Here is a 16035-nt window from a genome sequence, read left to right as displayed (position 1 = left end):
TCGCCGAGGAGGCGCGGAACTCCCGCATTGTATTCGAACGGCTCTGACTCGCTGGAGCGAGTGCGCTGAGCCGCGCCCTACGCCACAAACTCATGCAGGCGCGCCGCCTGCTCGCGCATGTGTTCGGGGCTTCCGAGCAGCGGCCGGTTGGCGCCGATGCGCTTGTACCAGTAGTGGAGTCCGAGCATGTCGGTGATGCCGATGCCGCCATGCACCTCGGTCGCCGTGCGCGCGACGAAGCGGCCGGCCTCGCCGAGATAGGATTTCGCATGCGCGGCGACGAGCGGCGCCTCGTCGGGCCGGAGATCGAGCGCATAGGCCGCGTACCACACCAGCGCCCGCCCCGGCTCGAGCTGCGCGGCCATCTCCGCGCAGAGGTGCTTCACCGCCTGGAAGCTGGCGATGATGCGGCCGAACTGCCGGCGTTCCTTCGCATAGGCGACCGCCTTGTTGATCATCGTCCAGCCGGCGCCCAGCGTATCGGCCGCGAGCATCACGCGTCCTGCGTCGCTGATGCGGGCGATCGCCGTCTCGCTGGCGCCCGCAAGCGGCTCGGCTGCAACGCCGTCGAACACGAGTTCGCCGAACGATCGGGTGCGGTCGATCGTCGGCAGCGCCCGCATCGTCAGGCCGGCTGCATTCGCCAGCACCAGATGCAGCCTCAACTCGCGGTCAGCGACGATGATGATGTCCGCACCGGCAAAATCGATTGCGAACAACGCCTTGCCGGAAAGCCGGCCGTCCTTCGCGCTCACGCCCGCGTTCTCCCGTGCGCCGCCGGCATACTCGGAGACCGCGACCGCGGCCCGCACCTCACCCGACGCGAGCTTCGGCAGCCAGCGGGCCTGCTGTGTAGCTGTTCCACCCGCCATCAGCGCCAGCGGCGCCATGACCGCCGTTGCGACGAACGGCACCGGCGCCACATGCTTGCCGAGCGTCTCGGCAATCAGCGCGGCCTCGAGGAGCCCGAGCCCGAGCCCGCCATGCGCCTCGGGAATGAGCACGCCGGCGATACCGAGGTCTGCGAGCACACGCCAGACGTCGTCCGCAGGCGCTGCGCCTCCGTCGGCAGCGCCGCGGACGCGATCGAGCGGGCAGGCCTTCGTGAGCGCACCATCGACGCTGTCCTGCATCATCTTCTGCTGTTCGGAGAGCGCAAATTCCATGCTCAGTCACTCACGACTTTTGGCTCGCGCGGCATGTCGAGGCCACGCTCGGCGATGATGTTCTTCTGTATCTGGGCGGTGCCGCCGCCGATGATCAGGCCGAGTTCGAACATCGACGACGACTGCCAGCTTCCATGCGCACGCAAATACGGGCTGTCGTCGTAGAGCACGCCGAGTTCGCCCAGCGCATCGATGGCGAGCGTCGAGAGCTGATGATTGAGCTCGCAGCCCTGCAGCTTCATGATCATTCCGGCGAGTCCGGGGCTTTCTTTCTTCGCTGCGGCCGTCTCGTTGCGCATGCCGGTGAACTGCATCGCCAGCAACCGGCCTTCGAGCTGCATCAGCCGGTCGCGCAACACCGGTTCATCGATCGGCCGGTGGCCGTCGACGGCTTCCTCCTGCATCAGCTTCGCCAGCATGGTTAGCCGGCGACGCGAGGCGTTCGGATCGCCGAGCATGCCGCGCTCGTGTTTCAGGGTCGCATTGGCGACGGCCCAGCCTTCGCCGCGACTGCCGACGATCTGCGTCACCGGCACGCGCACGTCGGTGAAGAACACCTCGTTGAATTCGGCGCGGCCGGTCATGGTTTTCAACGGCCGCACCTCGATGCCCGGCGTCTTCATCGAGATCAGCAGATAACTGATGCCGAGATGCTTCGGTTTGTCCGGCTCCGTGCGCACGAGGCAGAACATCATGTCGGCGTAGCGCGCCCGCGACGTCCAGATCTTCTGGCCATTGATAACGAAATGATCGCCGTCGACGACCGCGCGGGTCTGCAGCGAAGCGAGGTCGGAGCCGGCGTTCGGCTCGGAATAGCCTTGGCACCACTCGACGTCACCGCGCAACGTCCGGGCGATCCACCGTTGTCGCTGCTCTTCGTTGCCTTTTTCGAGCAGCGTCGGCACGAGCATCGAGATGCCGATACCTGCAAGCGCAGGCGGAACGCCGGCTTCGGCGAACTCCTCGGCGATGATCCGGGTCTTCAACGGATCCGACGCAGCGCCGAAGCCGCCATATTGCTTCGGGATGGTGCGCGCGGCATAGCCGTGCTGCAGCAACAGCGCCTGCCAGGCCAAAGTTTCGGGTGTGTGGCGGGACGCGACCGACTGAGCCGGCGGCACCTTGTGGCGATGGCTCGCGATAAAGGCCCGCACCTCGTTGCGGAAAGCCTCAAGCTCGGGCCCGTAGGTAAGGTCCACGGCGCTCCCCCATTATTGCAGCGTATGCATTTCGTTAACGTTATGCTAACCGACGACAAGGCGATGCCGCCAGAGCATTCTCGCGACGCCCGGGCCTCGCCGTGCCGCTTGGCTCCCTGTCGCAAGGACGGTTCTGCCTTAGATCTGCCCGGACTTAATCCGCATTTAACTAAAATCCCGTCTTAATGCCGCTCCGCAAAATTGCGAGACGCTCCTCCAAGGCGCAAGAATCGACGGTAGGGGACTGATGCAGTTTTGCGTTCGGAACGTGTCGCAGCCATGGAGGGGACCCGAGGGGAACCACGCGGCGGCCCACAAAAAACGGCATCTGGTACGGGCAGCGTAGCGTAAATGAGTTCCGACACCGACGCCCTCCTTGGGTTCGCCGCACGCGACCCACGACGTCCCTCCCCGCAGGCCGTCTCGCTGAAATCTGGAGCGCTTCCGCAGAACATTCTTGGCAGCGTCGCGCTCGCCTTCGTCGGGACCACCTGTCTCTGGGCCGTCTACAGCCACGTCGTTTCGAACGAGATCGCCAACGCCGCAACCGAATCCCCGGCCAAGCAGGTCGAGGTCATGGCTGCTCCCGCGTCGACGGTCATTCGAGAGAGCTTCGCAGCCCTGCAACGCGGATACAGCGGACTGCTCGACGGGCGCCATTTGCGACTCACGCCAGGCACGCTTTCGGCAGGCAAACCCTCAACGCTCGCCGATCACCTTGTGGCGCTGGCCAAGCCCGTGGCGCCGAGCCCTTCGACATCCGACTCTCTTGCGTCGATCTCTGCGGCGCCGAAGTCCCAAGACAGATTTCCGCAATCGCCGGATGCAGTCTCCCAGACTGCACAAAACATTCCGCTGCCGGCACAACGTCCGTCCAAGCTCGCCTCGTTGCAGGAATCGGCAGCGCCGTTGTCGGCCCAGTCTACGCCAAAGGTGGCGGTGGAAGACAAGGCGACTGTCCTCGCCCTGATCTCCTCCAACAAGAACTCGCTCTTTCAGAGGCTTTTTGGCAAGCCGAAGCCCGCGGGAACCACGCTCGCCTATGCGTCGCCTGACGGCGGCGTTGGCGCCGACCCACGAACGATCCTCTTCGACGGCATGCCGAAATACGATCAATGGACAGCCGTCTACGACATCAGCGCGCGAACCGTTTACCTGCCGGACGGAACCGAGCTCGAAGCGCATTCCGGTCTCGGCAAGCGAATGGACGATCCGCGCCATGTGCACGTGAAGATGCAGGGTGCCACGCCACCGCATGTCTATAATCTGACGATGCGCGAGGCGCTCTTTCATGGCGTCGAAGCGTTGCGGTTGAACCCGGTCGGCGGTGACGGCCGCATCTTCGGACGAAGAGGTCTGCTCACGCACTCCTACCTGCTCGGCCCGCGCGGCGATTCGAACGGCTGCATCTCCTTCAAGGACTACGGGACATTCGTGAAGGCCTTCAAGCGCGGCCAGATCAAGCGGATGGTCGTGGTAGCCAAGCTCGCCTGAGACGCCAGCTAGTGTCCCGAATCCGAAGTTCGCTATACTTTGCAGCGAGTTCAGAGCGAACTTCGGATTCGATCAGGACACTAGCAAGTTTATGATTCTAGTGTCGTTTATGGATCAGAAATTCGCACGATGGACTCGCGGCGACGATGGTGCGAATTTCTGATCCACGACACTAGCGCGAAGTCTTCTTCCGGCCGCGTGCCTCGTGGTCGAGTTGCAGGAACATCGCCAGCGCCAGCCGGTCGACCATCTCCTTGTCATGCAGGCCGACGAGCCTCGGCTTGTTCAGCACCGCATTGATCAGCGTCCCGAACACCATCTGGAAGGCAAAGCCGATGGTTCGCGTCTTCGCGGCCTTTCGACCGCGACCCATCCGCGCAAGCAGCAGCAGCGTGGAGCGTTCGATAATGCCGCTGCCGGTATCGCGCACGGTGATCCATCGTGCCGGCTGCACCGCCTTGTATTGCATGGCGGCGCGCAACACCCCTTCATTCCGACGAACCACGTCGGTCACCACGGCGACCACGTCGCGGCATGCGGCCTGAAGGCTTGCCTGCAGGCGATCGTCCTTTGCCACCGCCTCGTCGATCGCCGCCAGGCAGCGCCGCGCGGCAAGCGACATCAGCGCGGCGAAGAATGCATCCTTGCTCTCGAACCGGCCGTAGAACGCGCCGACGGTGACGCCGACGCGGCTGCACAATTCATCGATCGAGAGTTCATGGAACGCGCAGTCGCGCAGCAACTCGGCGCCAGCCTCCAAAAGCGCAACCGTCGTCTCCTGACTGCGCCGCTGCCGCGTCGGTAAAATGCCGGGCAAATCCTGCACAAGCGGCCAATCGGCGGCGTGCGACATCTCGGTCAAAGACTCATCACCAAAATTATATTGACAACTATAATATAGCCGGGACTACTGTTTCCAACAAGAACAACGGCGCCGCGGCGAAACGCGGCCCAGCGCTCGTCCATCTGCGCGCGACGGCTTCGGCCCGCGCAAGATGGGTTCTGCGACATGCGAGGGAGGTTTGCCGATGCCTATCCGGTTGCGCGTCGACCCGGACAAATGCCAGGGCCATAGCCGCTGCAAGTCGCTTGCCCCCGAGCTGTTCGAGCTCGACGAATTCGGCAACGCCCATGAAATGGGCGACGGCACTGTGCCGGAAGCCCTGGTCGACAAGGCCTATCTCGCCCAGTCGAACTGTCCGGAATTGGCAATCGAAATCAGCGAAGAGTAAGCGCCCACGTCATCGAAACAATGCGCCGGGCAGCGCACTGTCGAGAGGCAGATGGGCACCGGCTCTGGATCAGAACCGCCGGCCACGCTGGAGATCAGGAGAGGTTCATGAACGAGCATGTCAAGCATGTTCCGGTAACCGACTGGGTCAACGACTTCGACCACACTGATCCGCAGTGGACGGAAGATCCGTTTCCGATCTGGGACGAGCTGCGCGGCAAGTGTCCGGTCGTGCATACGAACCGCTTTCTCGGCGTCTATCTGCCGACCACCTACGAAGCGGTGAAGCAGATCGCGTACGACACCGAGACCTTCTCCTCGCGTCGCGTCGTGGTGCGTAACGTGCGCCCCGAGATCACGCAGCCGCCGGCGCCGCCGATCACCTCCGATCCGCCGCACCACAAGCCTGCCAAGCAGCTTCTGCTTCCGCCGTTCACGCCCGGCGCCATGAAGAGGCTCGAGCCGCGGGTGCGCGCGATCTGCAATGAGCTGATCGACGAGTTCATCAAGAACGACAGGTGCGACGCCGCCGCGCAATACACCAAGCATGTTCCGGTGCGGGCGATCGCGCACATGCTGGGCATTCCGGAGAAGGACGGCGAGCTTTTCATCAAGTGGATCCATGAAATCCTCGAACTCGGCATCACCAACGATGCGATCCTGGTGCAGGCGGTGCAGGAGATGGGCGCCTATTTCGCCGAACATGTCGCCGACCGTCGCAAGCAGCCGAAGGACGACCTGATCTCCGACCTGACCCGCGCCAAGGGCCCCGACGGCCAGCCGCTGTCGGACCCGCATGTGCTGGGATCGCTGCGGCTGCTGTTGATCGCCGGCATCGACACCACATGGAGCGCGATCGGCTCCTCGCTCTGGCACCTGGCGAAAACACCGTCCGACCGCAGGCGCCTGGTGGCCGAACCGCAGATCATGCCGTTCGCCATCGAGGAATTCCTGCGTGCCTACTCACCGGTGACGATGGCGCGCGAAGTGATGAAGGAGGCAACGGTGAGCGGATGCCCGGTGAAGCCGGGCAACATGGTGCTGCTGTCCTTCCCCGCGGCGAACCGTGATCCGGCGATGTTCCCGGACGCCGACAAGGTGATCATCGACCGGAAAGAGAACCGGCACGCCGCGTTCGGTCTCGGCATTCATCGCTGCATCGGCTCGAATCTCGCTCGGATGGAGATGACGGTCGCTCTTGAGGAATGGCTGAAGCGGATTCCGGAATTCAGTCTCGACCCGGCCGGCACCGTGACCTGGTCGGAAGGCACCGTTCGCGGCCCGCGTCAGCTCCCGCTTCTGCTCGGCTGACTGGCCGCCGACGCATCGGCCCCGCTTCGCACGCGCCAGTTCGGACCGGACGTGCGCAGAAGGATGCATGCTCTCCCGCGCGTCCGCCAAACCAATCTGTCGACCCACTTCGCGTGCACTGCGGAATGAATGCGAGCCTTCGTCCCCGTTGCATCTTCGATCAATTATTCTCATAGTCAGCCAAACAACCGGCGCACACAAAAACAAGCGGAGCGCCGAGAACACATGTCTTTCGGGAGGTCTTGAGATGCAGACGCTTTGCAAGCTGACGTGTCTGGCTGTCGCGGGCGCCGCGCTCGCCGCCCTAGGCGCGACAGGTGTTTTGGCGCAAGACAAGAAACCTCTCGAACTGCGCTACACGACCGGCGCACCGGCGAAGACCCCGTGGGTCATGCAACTCGAGCGCTTCGCCAAGGACGTCGACGAGGAAAGCAAGGGCGGGCTGAAGATCGAGCAGTTCATTGCCGCTCAGCTCGGCAACGAGCAGGACACGGCCCAGCAGATCGCGCGCGGCCGGATCGACATGGGCGGCTTTTCCAGCGGCGCCGTCGCGCTTTTGACCCCGGAGATCTCGCTGCTCGGCATGCCCTTCTATTTCAAGGACGTCGAGGAGCAGGACTGCACCATCGACAACCATATGACCAAGGCCGTGAGCGACGCGCTGGCGAAGAAGGGCGTCAAGTTTCTCGGCTGGACCGAGGTCGGGACCGCCGACGTGATCGGCAAGCGGCCATTTATCTCGCCGAAGGATGTCGCCGGCCTGAAGGCCGCCTCCGCGTCCAACAAGGTATCCGCGGCGACATGGACGGCGCTCGGCGCCAATCCGAACGCGATCGGCATCACCGAAATCGCGTCCGCCTTCCAGACCGGGCTGGTCGATGTGCAGACGAGCGTCGTCACCTTCTATCTGCCTTCCGGGCTGAGCAAGGTCGCGCCGGTGCTGACTCGCGTCGAACTCTCCGACGCGCCGGGCATCATCATGATGAACAAGGCCAAATATGACGGCTTGCCGAAGGATCTGCGCGAGGCGCTGGATCGCGCCGTCGCCCGCCGGTCGGCCGATCAGCTGCGCAAGGAGATCCGCGGCTTCGAGGCAACGCTGCGCGAGATGCACGTCAAGGGCGGCGGGACGGTTGTCGAGGTGACGCCCGCCCAGCGCGACGAATGGCGCAAGGCGCTGCAGCCGGCCTGGCCGACGATGGTCAAGGAGCTCGGCGCTGACGGCGAGCGCTTCTTCAAGCAGATGGAAGCCGGACGAAAGGTCTGCGAGAAGCGAAGCTAAGGGCGGGCGCGGATTGCGAGGGGGCGCCGGCGCCAATGCAAAGCAGTGTTGATCCAGCTCATGCACGGTCCGCTCCGCGCGCACAGGCCGTCGTCGACCTCTGGCACCGGATCGAGTGCTGGATCGCGGTCGCCGCGTTCTCGTTCATTGCGATCATCCTCCTGCTCGACGTGCTCGGCCGCGAGGTGCTGGGGCCGTCGTTGCGCATGCTCGGCTTTCCCGCCACCGCAACCGGGATCTTTGCCTCGCAAAAACTCTCGATCTTTGCGTTGGTGATCGGATCCTTCGCCGGCATCGGCATCGCCACCGCAACGGCCAGCCATCTGGTCCCGCGTGTCGGTTTCGGGTGGATCCCGGCTCGCTGGGAGCCCTGGTTCAATCGCCTCGCCGACGTGATCACCGGGCTTTTCCTCGTCGGCACCGCCTACTACGCCTGGGTCTTCGTCCAGTCGTCGATGGCGACCGACCTGCGCGCGCCGGTGCTCGACTGGAGCGTCTGGCCGATCCAGCTCGCCATCCCGATCGGCTTCCTCTCGGCGGCCGGACGCTACTTCATGTTCGCGGCATGGCCGGCGATCAGGCCGCAGCCGCCGGAGTTTCAGGAATGACGGCCTTCCTCATCGTCGGGCTGATCTTCCTGCTGCTGGCGCTGCGACAACCGCTATTGGTCATCCTGCTGGCCATCGCCGCGGTCGTTCACCTGAAATGGGGCCAAGGCAGGCTCGACTTCATTATCGAGGACATGTGGGTCGGCCTTGACAAGGAAGTGATCCTGTCGATTCCGCTTTTCATCCTCTGCGGCAACGTCATGACGCGCGGCTCGATTGCGCAGCGACTGATCCGGATTCTCGCGGCGATCACCAAGCCGCTGCCCGGCGGCCTGGCGGTGGCCTGCATCCTGTCCTGCGCCGTGTTCGCTGCGATCTCCGGCTCGTCGATCGTCACCATGCTCGCGATCGGGTCGGTGATGTATCCGGCGATGCGGCAGGCCGGTTACGACCTGAAATTCACGCTCGGCGCGATCATGTCCGGCGGCACCCTGGGCATCATCATTCCACCGTCGATTCCGATGATCATCTATGCGCTGGTGACGGAGACCAGCGTCACCGACTTGTTCGCCGCCGGCTTCGGACCCGGAATTCTGATCACCGTCGTGCTGTCGACCTACGCAGTTTTCGTCAACCGGCACATTCCCACCCAGCGCTTCAACCTTGCCGAACTTTGGGATGCCTTCAAGAAAGGAATCTGGGCCGCGCTGCTGCCGGTGATTCTGCTTGGTGGCATCTACAGCGGTTACTTCACCGCAACCGAGGCCGCCGCGGTTGCGCTCTGCTATGCGATCCTCGTCGAGGTTCTTATCCATCGGGAGTTGAAACTCAGCGATTTCTACGGCGTGGTGCTGGAGACCTCCAAGCTCGGCGGCTCGTTGTTCCCCGTGCTTGCCGTCGCCCTGAGCCTGAATATCATTCTCACCGAGCATCGCGCGCCGCAGGCGCTGGTCGAGTTCATGCAGGGCTACGTCACCAGCCCGCTGACCTTCATGCTGCTGGTGAACCTCCTGCTGCTGCTGGTCGGTTGCCTGATGACCACGGGGGAAGCGATCCTGATCCTTGCGCCGCTGCTCGCGCCGGTCGCAGGCGCCTATGGCTACGACAAGGTGCTGTTCGGGCTGATCATGATTCTCAATCTTGAGATCGGCTACCTGACGCCGCCGGTCGGGCTCAACCTGATCGTGGCGATGAGTGCGTTCAAGCAGAATTTCGGCCTGCTTTGCCGTGCGGCGATCCCATTCATCCTGCTGCTGCTGCTGTGCCTCGTGCTCGTCGTCTGGCAGCCATGGATCGCGATGTCATTCGTCAAGGGCTAGCCGCCCTTTACGCCCTCTCGCGCTCCTTCGGCGCAGGGATCACGCCGTACATCCGCAGCAGCGGATTCCAGAAGGCCTGATTGAATCCGACCATGGCCTGCATCAGGTCGCGGCTGACCTTGAGCTGCGGCACTTCGATCTTGGCAAGCTTCACGTCGGCAAGATCGATCGTGCCTGACAGTTCGCCGTGATGAAAATCGAGCCTGGTGCCAAACTTGCGCGCCAATGCGCGCATGGCATCATTCTGCGCGCCGGTGGTGACGCGCAGCCGGCGATACCCGCTGCGCTTGGCTTCAGCCACCAGCGCCTTGAACAACACGCTGCCGACACCCTTGCGGCGCAGATGCTGTTCGACGCTGAAAGCGACCTCGGGCATGATTTCGTCCGAACGTTTCGGCTCATGCAATTCGGCCGCAGCGCGGACCTCACCGCCTTCAATGTAGCCGATGACGATGACGCCTTCGTCGGCGCATCCGGACGCGTACTTGTCCAGGAAATCGTCATCGACGCCGCCATTGAAGCGGTCGCGCCGACTCGCCGAGTCAAGCCGAAGAAGATGGTTGCGCAGAAGCGGTAACTCACTCGCCCTCAAGACGCGCACGGCACCCGCCGGGCGCGAATGTGAGCGCACGGTCGGCTGAAGATCACTCATTCGTCATGCTCCTCGCAGTCAACCCTCGAGGAGGCGTCGAATCCCTAGATGAGCGAGATATGGTGCGCCGCAATAACGACGTCAAGGCGTGTCATGCCATTGAAACAAAAGGGTGAATTTCCGCAGAAAGTTCGCGTTGCGCGAAGCGCCGGGAGCCGGTCAATAGGCGTGTGGGCCAGCAGGCAAGTGTTGCCGGAGCTGGACGAGCAAGACACTCAAAAACAGGACGAAGAACACATGGCCGGCAAATCACTCGAAGGAAAAGTCATCATCGTCACCGGCGCCGGCCGCGGCATCGGCCGTGAGATCGCGCTGCTGTGCGCGGCTGAAGGCGCGAAGGTGGTCGTCAACGATCCCGGCGTCGCTGCCGACGGCTCCGGTGAAAGCGCCGCGCCCGCCGAGGAGGTGGTGCAGGAGATCGCAAAGCGCGGCGGCAGCGCAGTCGCAAATTTCGAAACGGTTGCGGAGGCTATTCCGGCGAGCAAGATCGTGCAGATGGCGGTCGACAAGTTCGGGCGACTCGACGGCGTCGTCAACAACGCGGGCATCCTGCGCGATGCGATCTTCCACCGCATGAGCGTCGATGCATTCGAGCAGGTGATCAAGGTGCACCTGATGGGATCGTTCTATGTGGCGCATGCGGCGGCAAGGCTCTTTCGTGAGCAGCAGAGCGGCTCGTTCGTGCACTTCACCTCGACGTCCGGCCTCGTCGGCAATTTCGGCCAGGCGAACTACGCTGCGGCGAAGCTCGGCATCGTCGGCCTGTCGAAATCAATCGCGCTCGACATGCAGCGCTTCAACGTGCGCTCCAACTGCATCTCGCCGTTCGCCTGGAGCCGTTTGATCGGCACGATCCCGACCGAAACGCCGGAAGAGCAGGCGCGGGTCGCCAAGATTCAGCAAATGGGACCGGAGAAGATCGCACCGGTGGCCGCCTATCTGCTCAGCGATGCAGCCAAGGACGTCACCGGGCAGATCTTCGCGGTGCGGATGAACGAAGTCTTCCTGATGAGCCAGTCGCGTCCGCTGCGCTCGGTTCACCGGGCCGAAGGCTGGACGGTCGAATCGCTCGCCCAGCACGGCATGCCGGCCATGAAGTCGTCGTTCTATCCGCTCGACCGTTCGGCCGACGTCTTCAATTGGGACGCGATCTAGTCTTGGCGCTGTGAGCGCCTAAATAGGGGAACGGCCGGGCATGGCGACGTCTTCTCGAACGGCGATGTCCGGCCACCTCGGAGTAAATCGATGAGCTGGCAACCTTCCGCTGATCCCGTCCTCGGCGATGCGAAGTCCTGCGACGCGCTGGACCTCGTCATCGTGCCGCGCACCCGCGACCTTGGTGACGGCTTTCGCGTCCGCAGAGCGCTGCCGCACGGCAAGCGACAGATGGTCGGTCCGTTCATCTTCTTCGATCACTTTGGTCCGGTGCAGTTTCTGGCCGGCCGCGGCATGGACGTGCGTCCACATCCGCATATCGGCCTTGCGACGGTGACCTACCTGTTCGACGGCCGCATCATGCATCGCGACAGTGAGGGGCACATCCAGGAGATCATGCCAGGCGCGATGAACCTGATGACGGCCGGACGCGGCATTGCCCATTCGGAGCGCACGCCGGACGCGCCACGCCGCGACGGCCAGCACATGCTGGGTCTGCAAAGCTGGATCGCGCTGCCGAAAGGCAAGGAAGAGATCGCGCCGTCGTTCCAGCACTATGCCGCGGATCGGCTGCCGACCGTCGCCGACAACGGCCTGAATGCGCGCGTGATCGCGGGCAAGGCCTTTGGGGCGTCATCGCCGGTCGAGATGGTGTCCGACTGGTTCTACGTGGAAGTCTCACTCGCAGCTGGCATGAGCGCGCCGCTCGACGCCGACCATGAGGAGCGCGCGATCTATCTCGTCGAGGGCTCGGTCGATATCGCCGGCGAAACATTCGAGGCTCCACGGCTGCTGATCTTCCGTCCCGGCGATCGCATCACCGTGCGCGCGATCCAGACTGCGCGCATGATGTTCCTCGGCGGGGCCGCGCTCGAAGGTCCACGGCATATCTGGTGGAATTTCGTCTCCTCGAGCCAGGAAAGGATCGAGCAGGCGAAACAGGACTGGAAGACCGGCCGTTTCGCCAGGGTCCCCGACGAGACCGAGTTCATCCCGTTACCGGAACGCTAACTACACCTCGCGCAATCAGGCAAAAGCGTGTTTTCGATTAGTTTTTTGCGTGCCTGCGCGCTTTGACAGAACGCGCAAGCGTGCGAGTATGCGCACTGATCTTGCGCGTATTTTCAATCGCAAGACCAGTGTCCCGAAATCCGAAGTTCGCTATACTTTGCAGCGATCTCGGATCGAACTTCGGATTCGATCAGGACACTAGCAAGTTGATGATTCTAGTGTCGTTTATGGATCAGAAATTCGCACGATGGACTCGCGGCAACGATGGTGCGAATTTCTGATCCACGACACTAGTGCGGTGAATTCGAAATTCCTGCCAACCTCGCGGCAATCTCATCGCAGGAATTTCGAATTCAAAAAAACCGCACTAGAATCATAAAGTTGCTAGTGCTCCTTATGTTTCCGAAGTTCGCATGTGGAGTGTGCGGCAAAGTGATGCGAACTTCGGAAACGGAGCACTAGTTCGGTGTTTCTGACGCTCCCGATCCCCCGTCCCAACCTTTGCGGAATGCGCGCGCTGGCAGGGCAAGAAGATTCAAAAGGAAGCAGGCAATGACCGTTCGAGCGGGCCGACAGTTTCTGGCAATTCCCGGCCCCACCGTTATTCCCGACGAAGTGCTGAGCGCGATGCACCGCCCGGCGATCGACATCTACTCCGGCGAACTGCTCGGCATCACCGACAGCTTGATGCGCGACCTGCCGATGCTGTTCGGCACCAAGGGCCGTGCGTATATTTACATCTCCAACGGCCACGGCGCCTGGGAAGGCGCCCTGACCAACGTGCTCTCACGCGGCGACAAGATCCTCGTATTGGAAAGCGGACGGTTCGCAGCGGGCTGGGGCGACTTCGCCGCACGTCTTGGCGTCGAGGTCGAGACGCTCAATGCCGGCTGGCGGCGCGCAGTACGCGCCGATGAGGTCGAGGCGCGGCTGAAGAAGGACACCAAGGGCGAGATCAAGGCGATCCTCGTCACGCAGGTGGACACGGCGTCCGGCGTCGGCAACGACATCGAAGCGATCGGCAAGGCCATCAAAGCGGCCAACCACAAGGCGCTGTTCATGGTCGATGTGGTCGCCTCCCTCGGCTGCGTACCGTTCGAGATGGACGCATGGGGCGTCGATGTCGCCGTGGCAGGATCACAGAAGGGCTTGATGACGCCGCCAGGCCTCGGCTTCGCCGCGGCCAACGATCGCGCCCGCGAGGTGCACAAAAACGCGGGACTGCGCACGCCCTACTGGGACTGGACGTCGCGCGACGGCGAGATGCACTACAACAGATATGCTGGCACGGCCCCGATGCACCTGATGTTCGGACTGCGCCAGGCCTTGAACATGCTGTTCGAGGAAAAGCTGGACAACGTGTTCGCACGCCACAAGCTGCTTGCGGACGCGGTGCGTGCGGCGGTTGGCAAGTGGTCGGAAGGCCAGGCACTGACCTTCAACATCGAGGAAGCGGACGAGCGCTCCAATACGGTCACGACCGTGTTGATGAAGGACCCGAAGCAGCTCACAGCCTTCCGGGAGTTCTGCAACACGAAATGCGGCGTGGTGATCGGCGCGGGCATCGGCGATCTTACCGGCAAGGCGTTCCGCATCGCCCACATGGGCCACGTCAACGCGCCGATGGTCCTCGGAACACTGGGCGTCGCCGAGGTGGCGCTGAACGCACTCGACATTCCGCATGGCGCAGGCGGCACCGAAGCTGCGATCAAATCCCTCGGGGCAAGCGTAGCGGCGTAGGGCTTGTCATTGCGAATGAAGCGAGGCGACGCCGTTCTTCGAACGGCTATGCCTCGCAATGGCGAGAGTCAGAAATAGACGCGCCGTCCCTCACTCAATCCGCAAACTTCGGCGCGCGTTTCTCCAGGTTCGCCTGCACGGCCTCGCGCTGGTTCGGTTGGCCGATCAGCTTCTTCTGCTCCAGCGATTCGGCGAGCAGCGCGGGAGCTGGATCGCCCATCAGATCATTCAGCATCCGCTTTGCGGCCCGCATGGCATCAGGGTTCTTGCCGGCGATTTCGCGCGCGGCGTCCAGCGCCTCTGCGCGCGGGTCGTCGCAAATGCGGGTCGCAAGTCCCCAGCCCAGCGCCTCCTGCGCGGAAAAAATCCGCCCCGTGAAGGTCAGGTCGCGCAGCACATCGTCGCGCACCAGGTGGGGCAGGATCGGTGTGCCGGCCATGTCGGGCACCAGACCCCACTTGATTTCCATGATCGACATCCGCGCGTCCGGCGCGAGGAAGCGCATGTCGGCGCCGAGCGCCAGTTGAAAGCCGCCGCCGAATGCCACGCCATGAACCGCGGCAATCACCGGCACGGGCAGCTGCCGCCAGCCCCACACCGCCTGTTGCGCGTGATTGGTCTTGCCGTAAACACGCGCCGCGAGATCCCGTTCGCTTCCCGCGGTCGGCCCGACCGCTTCGCCGCTACTCATGGCCGCAAAACGCCCCATGTCGAGCCCTGCGCAGAACGCGCGGCCTTCGCCGGAAAGTACGACCGCGCGCAGCCCCTTTTCACGCGCGAGGCGCTCCGACGTATCGACCAGCGCATTGAACATCGCTGCATCCAATGCGTTCATCTTGTCGGCCCGCACCAGCCGGACATCGGCGACGCCATCCGATATCGATACCTTGATTCGATCTTCCATGGATCGTCTCCCCGGTTCTTGAAACTTTGACCCTTCACAGAAAGGCCTCGGTGCGATTTAGTCAATCAACCAATTGAACCGAGGAGACGCCCATGTTCGCGGATGGCCTACTCGAGGGCAGACGCATTCTCGTCACCGGCGGCGGCACCGGCCTCGGCAAGGCGATGACCACGCGCTTCCTGAGACTTGGCGCGGAGGTGCATATCTGCGGCCGGCGCAAGCAGGTCTGCGACGAGACCGCCGCCGAGCTGAATCGTTTGCATAGCGGTTCGAAGAACGGCGTCGCTTCGCTCGCCTCTGGCGGCAAGGTCGTCAGCCACGGCCTCGATATCCGCGACGCTGCGGCGGTCGACCACATGGTCGGGCAGATCTTTCAAAACCACGGCCCGCTCACCGATCTCGTCAACAACGCCGCGGGCAATTTCATTTCCCGCACACAGGACCTTTCACCGCGCGGCTTCGACGCCATCGCCAATATCGTCATGCACGGCACGTTCTATGTGACGCAGGCGGTGGGCAAGCGCTGGATCGCCGGACAGCACCGCGGCAACGTCGTCTCCATCGTTACCACCTGGGTGCGCAACGGCAGCCCGTTCGTCGTTCCGTCCGCCATGAGCAAGGCTGCGGTTCACGCCATGACGATGTCGCTCGCGACCGAGTGGGGGCGCTACGGCATTCGCCTGAACGCGATCGCGCCCGGCGAAATTCCGACCGAAGGCATGAGCAAACGCCTCAACCCCGGCGAGGAACCCGGCGCGCGCACAAAGCGCGTCAATCCGATGGGCCGTGTCGGCACCATGGAAGAGCTGGAGAATCTCGCAACGTTCCTGATCTCCGGCGGCTGCGACTGGATCAATGGCGAAACCATAGCGCTCGATGGCGCGCAGGCGCTCGCCACCGGCGCGGGCTTCTACGAGCTGCGCAACTGGAGCGATGCCGACTGGCAGAGGGCCCGCGACCAGATCGAAGCGCAGAACAAGAAGGACAGGGCCCAACGCACCTGAACAGCCTCTGGAGAACCTG

The 16035-nt window shown here is 63.3% G+C and carries 15 protein-coding genes; 10 read left to right on the top strand and 5 right to left on the bottom strand.

The genetic code is table 11. The features are described 5' to 3' along the window. Nucleotides 1-77 precede the first annotated feature (77 nt). Nucleotides 78-1166: an acyl-CoA dehydrogenase family protein gene (locus RCO31_RS20835; protein WP_308970387.1), complete on the bottom strand. Its 1089-nt coding sequence runs from the start codon at nucleotides 1164-1166 to the stop codon at nucleotides 78-80. A 2-nt stretch (nucleotides 1167-1168) separates the two neighbouring features. Beyond that, entirely contained in the window at nucleotides 1169-2365 is a 1197-nt protein-coding gene (locus tag RCO31_RS20830; protein WP_308970386.1) for an acyl-CoA dehydrogenase family protein, read from the bottom strand. A gap of 351 nt (nucleotides 2366-2716) precedes the next feature. Here RCO31_RS20830 and RCO31_RS20825 point away from each other — a divergent pair, with 351 nt between their 5' ends. Continuing rightward, nucleotides 2717-3859 (top strand): tlde1 domain-containing protein, encoded by a 1143-nt coding sequence (locus RCO31_RS20825; protein ID WP_308970385.1) that lies wholly within the window; start codon nucleotides 2717-2719, stop codon nucleotides 3857-3859. A 172-nt stretch (nucleotides 3860-4031) separates the two neighbouring features. Here RCO31_RS20825 and RCO31_RS20820 read toward each other — a convergent pair whose 3' ends face one another. Next, nucleotides 4032-4712 carry a helix-turn-helix domain-containing protein gene (locus RCO31_RS20820; RefSeq protein ID WP_308970384.1) on the bottom strand — a complete coding sequence of 227 codons (681 nt, stop codon included), beginning with the start codon at nucleotides 4710-4712 and terminating at the stop codon, nucleotides 4032-4034. A gap of 175 nt (nucleotides 4713-4887) precedes the next feature. Between RCO31_RS20820 and RCO31_RS20815 the strand changes: the two genes are divergently transcribed. From RCO31_RS20815 to RCO31_RS20795, 5 genes are all read left to right on the top strand, one after another. Then, complete coding sequence (locus tag RCO31_RS20815; RefSeq protein WP_374991515.1) at nucleotides 4888-5091, top strand: ferredoxin; 204 nt, start codon at nucleotides 4888-4890, stop codon at nucleotides 5089-5091. Nucleotides 5092-5198: 107 nt separating this feature from the next. Further along, a complete protein-coding gene (locus RCO31_RS20810) occupies nucleotides 5199-6401 on the top strand; it encodes a cytochrome P450 (RefSeq protein ID WP_308970382.1) in 1203 nt (400 codons plus the stop codon). Between the two features lie 247 nt (nucleotides 6402-6648). Continuing rightward, a complete protein-coding gene (locus tag RCO31_RS20805; protein ID WP_308970381.1) occupies nucleotides 6649-7683 on the top strand; it encodes a TRAP transporter substrate-binding protein DctP in 1035 nt (344 codons plus the stop codon). Nucleotides 7684-7718: 35 nt separating this feature from the next. Then, the gene (locus RCO31_RS20800; RefSeq protein ID WP_308970380.1) at nucleotides 7719-8291 is read left to right on the top strand and encodes a TRAP transporter small permease subunit; all 573 of its coding nucleotides are present in this window, start codon (nucleotides 7719-7721) and stop codon (nucleotides 8289-8291) included. Further along, nucleotides 8288-9550, top strand: coding sequence for a TRAP transporter large permease subunit (locus RCO31_RS20795; protein WP_308970379.1), 1263 nt, complete (start codon nucleotides 8288-8290; stop codon nucleotides 9548-9550). The genes RCO31_RS20800 and RCO31_RS20795 overlap by 4 nt, the downstream gene beginning before the upstream one ends. Before the next feature lie 7 nt (nucleotides 9551-9557). Here RCO31_RS20795 and RCO31_RS20790 read toward each other — a convergent pair whose 3' ends face one another. Further along, complete coding sequence (locus RCO31_RS20790) at nucleotides 9558-10202, bottom strand: GNAT family N-acetyltransferase (RefSeq protein WP_308970378.1); 645 nt, start codon at nucleotides 10200-10202, stop codon at nucleotides 9558-9560. A gap of 237 nt (nucleotides 10203-10439) precedes the next feature. On the opposite strand from RCO31_RS20790, the gene RCO31_RS20785 reads away from it, so the two are divergent. The 3 genes from RCO31_RS20785 to RCO31_RS20775 all read left to right on the top strand — a co-directional run bounded on the left by RCO31_RS20785 (nucleotide 10440) and on the right by RCO31_RS20775 (nucleotide 14108). Beyond that, the gene (locus RCO31_RS20785) at nucleotides 10440-11357 is read left to right on the top strand and encodes an SDR family oxidoreductase (RefSeq protein WP_308970377.1); all 918 of its coding nucleotides are present in this window, start codon (nucleotides 10440-10442) and stop codon (nucleotides 11355-11357) included. A gap of 90 nt (nucleotides 11358-11447) precedes the next feature. Then, a complete protein-coding gene (locus tag RCO31_RS20780) occupies nucleotides 11448-12368 on the top strand; it encodes a pirin family protein (protein ID WP_308970376.1) in 921 nt (306 codons plus the stop codon). A gap of 552 nt (nucleotides 12369-12920) precedes the next feature. Next, the gene (locus RCO31_RS20775) at nucleotides 12921-14108 is read left to right on the top strand and encodes an alanine--glyoxylate aminotransferase family protein (RefSeq protein ID WP_308970375.1); all 1188 of its coding nucleotides are present in this window, start codon (nucleotides 12921-12923) and stop codon (nucleotides 14106-14108) included. 94 nt (nucleotides 14109-14202) lie between these two features. On the opposite strand, the gene RCO31_RS20770 is transcribed toward RCO31_RS20775, so the two are convergent. After that, nucleotides 14203-15012, bottom strand: a complete 810-nt coding sequence (locus tag RCO31_RS20770) for a crotonase/enoyl-CoA hydratase family protein (RefSeq protein ID WP_308970374.1) — start codon at nucleotides 15010-15012, stop codon at nucleotides 14203-14205. 92 nt (nucleotides 15013-15104) lie between these two features. Between RCO31_RS20770 and RCO31_RS20765 the strand changes: the two genes are divergently transcribed. Next, a complete protein-coding gene (locus tag RCO31_RS20765; protein WP_308970373.1) occupies nucleotides 15105-16016 on the top strand; it encodes an SDR family oxidoreductase in 912 nt (303 codons plus the stop codon). Nucleotides 16017-16035 lie beyond the last annotated feature (19 nt).

This window comes from Bradyrhizobium sp. LHD-71 (genome assembly GCF_031157255.1).
Lineage (GTDB): Bacteria > Pseudomonadota > Alphaproteobacteria > Rhizobiales > Xanthobacteraceae > P52-10.
This window is presented reverse-complemented; position numbering and strand designations above follow the sequence as displayed.

Bases quoted from the DNA above. Each gene is read 5' to 3' on its own strand.
- RCO31_RS20795 (WP_308970379.1), top strand. From the start codon at position 8,288: ATGACGGCCTTCCTCATCGTCGGGCTGATCTTCCTGCTGCTGGCGCTG.
- RCO31_RS20770 (WP_308970374.1), bottom strand. From the start codon at position 15,012: ATGGAAGATCGAATCAAGGTATCGATATCGGATGGCGTCGCCGATGTC.
- RCO31_RS20790 (WP_308970378.1), bottom strand. From the start codon at position 10,202: ATGAGTGATCTTCAGCCGACCGTGCGCTCACATTCGCGCCCGGCGGGT.
- RCO31_RS20775 (WP_308970375.1), top strand. From the start codon at position 12,921: ATGACCGTTCGAGCGGGCCGACAGTTTCTGGCAATTCCCGGCCCCACC.
- RCO31_RS20820 (WP_308970384.1), bottom strand. From the start codon at position 4,712: ATGTCGCACGCCGCCGATTGGCCGCTTGTGCAGGATTTGCCCGGCATT.
- RCO31_RS20810 (WP_308970382.1), top strand. From the start codon at position 5,199: ATGAACGAGCATGTCAAGCATGTTCCGGTAACCGACTGGGTCAACGAC.
- RCO31_RS20835 (WP_308970387.1), bottom strand. From the start codon at position 1,166: ATGGAATTTGCGCTCTCCGAACAGCAGAAGATGATGCAGGACAGCGTC.
- RCO31_RS20825 (WP_308970385.1), top strand. From the start codon at position 2,717: ATGAGTTCCGACACCGACGCCCTCCTTGGGTTCGCCGCACGCGACCCA.
- RCO31_RS20815 (WP_374991515.1), top strand. From the start codon at position 4,888: ATGCCTATCCGGTTGCGCGTCGACCCGGACAAATGCCAGGGCCATAGC.
- RCO31_RS20800 (WP_308970380.1), top strand. From the start codon at position 7,719: ATGCAAAGCAGTGTTGATCCAGCTCATGCACGGTCCGCTCCGCGCGCA.
- RCO31_RS20765 (WP_308970373.1), top strand. From the start codon at position 15,105: ATGTTCGCGGATGGCCTACTCGAGGGCAGACGCATTCTCGTCACCGGC.
- RCO31_RS20805 (WP_308970381.1), top strand. From the start codon at position 6,649: ATGCAGACGCTTTGCAAGCTGACGTGTCTGGCTGTCGCGGGCGCCGCG.
- RCO31_RS20780 (WP_308970376.1), top strand. From the start codon at position 11,448: ATGAGCTGGCAACCTTCCGCTGATCCCGTCCTCGGCGATGCGAAGTCC.
- RCO31_RS20785 (WP_308970377.1), top strand. From the start codon at position 10,440: ATGGCCGGCAAATCACTCGAAGGAAAAGTCATCATCGTCACCGGCGCC.